Origin of the sequence: Gilliamella sp. WF3-4, assembly GCF_001690275.1 — a bacterium.
Classification (GTDB): domain Bacteria; phylum Pseudomonadota; class Gammaproteobacteria; order Enterobacterales; family Orbaceae; genus Gilliamella; species Gilliamella apicola_C.
In genome coordinates, this window is the sequence record NZ_LZGW01000051.1 from 1 (window position 1) to 1,723 (window position 1,723).

Sequence of the window (1,723 nt, forward strand, 5' to 3'; positions counted from 1 at the left end):
GATTGTTTTATGGCTATGGGGCTTGCATACCATTAAAATAGTGGTGTTGAGTGAGTAGCGTGAAAAGTTATGCACCACCACCCCTTGTAAATGAGCCCAATCATATTCTTTTATGCGTTTTTTATTAGGATGCAAAAAGGTTAGCGGATTACGTAACACTTTAAAATTAAAAAAATAGCTTTCATTGATATACACTTTACCCGTTTTGCGATTAAAAATAATGGGGCTTCCTCGGCGTGTAAAAAGGTTTTGATAGATTTCAGGAATAGATATATATAAAGCAACTAAAGAAGTTATTAGAATTGTTACAAAAGTAATGTATATCAAACTTTCATCCTTAAGATCTAAATCTAGAATTAATGAAAAACACATATAAATGGCTGGCATTAAAAGAGCAAAAGTAACTAAAAAAATGGATAAGTAAAATATTTGATCCGATAAAGTTTTACGGATAAAAGCACAGTAGTTATCATTAGCATAGAGCAAGCGATCATCGGCACCCGTTAAATAGTTCCCGCCTTTGTCTAAATCGCCTATCCAACCCAAAATTTGAGGTTGATATTGTGATGGCATTGTTTTACTCCTTATTTTAAATTTTATTGTTTTTAGTCACAATTAATGGCACGACTTTACGGTTATTGTAAAGTCGGCGGCGTTATCCTTTCCCACCCTGAACTATTGAAATTTATTGTTTTATATGATGCCGTTGTTTAATTTCAGCGAGCTCCTCTTGCGATGTGGCATTAAACGCTTCTACCATCCATTCGGGCCAGCCTTGGCCTTTAATCATTTTGTCTTTAAATTGGGTTTCTTGTTCCCATTTGTATTTGCCATCGTTTAGGCCAGCTAATTTGTTCGCGCACATAAAATTATTAACCCAACCCCAAACCAGATAACTACCTATGCCGGCACGTAATGGATCTAATAATATATGGTCGATTGTTTTATGGCTATGGGGCTTGCATACCATTAAAATAGTGGTATTGAGTGAGTAGCGGGAAAAGTTATGCACCACCACCCCTTGTAAATGGGCCCAGTCATATTCTTTAATGCGTTTTTTATTAGGGTGCAAAAAGGTTAGTGGATTGCGTAACACTTTAAAATTAAAAAAATAGCTTTCATTGATATACACTTTACCCGTTTTACGATTAAAAATAATGGGGCTTCCTCGGCGTGTAAAAAGGTTCTGGTAAAATTCTGGTAACATTAAATATAATGTAATAAAAAATAAAATTATGATCACCAATGGAAGAATAAGCATAGAGGCCGATTCTATCCATGTAAGCAAATATATTAATATAGGAATAATAAACATTAATCCAATTGAAATTACGCCTGAAAGACATACATAAAAAATCTGATCAGATTTTGTTTTACGAATAAAAGCACAGTAGTTATCATTGGCATAGAGCAAGCGATCATCGGCACCCGTTAAATAGTTACCGCCTTTGTCTAAATCGCTTATCCAACCAAAAATTTGGGGTTGATATTGTGATGGCATTGTTTTGCTCCTTATCTTAAATTTTATTGTTTTTAGCCACAATTAATGGCACGACTTTACGGTTATTGTAAAGTAGGCGGTTTTATCCTTTCCCGCCTTGAGCTATTGAAATTTATTGTTTTATATGATGCCGTTGTTTAATTTCAGCGAGCTCCTCTTGCGATGTGGCATTAAACGCTTCTACCATCCATTCGGGCCAGCCTTGGCCTTTAATCATTTTGT

At 35.1% G+C, this 1,723-nt stretch carries 2 protein-coding genes; both read right to left on the reverse strand.

Features of this window, described 5'->3' with window-relative positions:
- Positions 1 to 573: DUF6708 domain-containing protein (locus tag A9G47_RS11420; RefSeq protein ID WP_141674854.1), on the reverse strand; the 573-nt coding region annotated here is incomplete at its 3' end.
- A 112-nt stretch (positions 574 to 685) separates the two neighbouring features.
- Positions 686 to 1,501 carry a DUF6708 domain-containing protein gene (locus A9G47_RS11425; protein ID WP_065642931.1) on the reverse strand — a complete coding sequence of 272 codons (816 nt, stop codon included), beginning with the start codon at positions 1,499 to 1,501 and terminating at the stop codon, positions 686 to 688.
- Between the last annotated feature and the right edge of the window lie 222 nt (positions 1,502 to 1,723).

Bases quoted from the DNA above. Each gene is read 5' to 3' on its own strand.
- A9G47_RS11425 (WP_065642931.1), bottom strand. From the start codon at position 1,501: ATGCCATCACAATATCAACCCCAAATTTTTGGTTGGATAAGCGATTTA.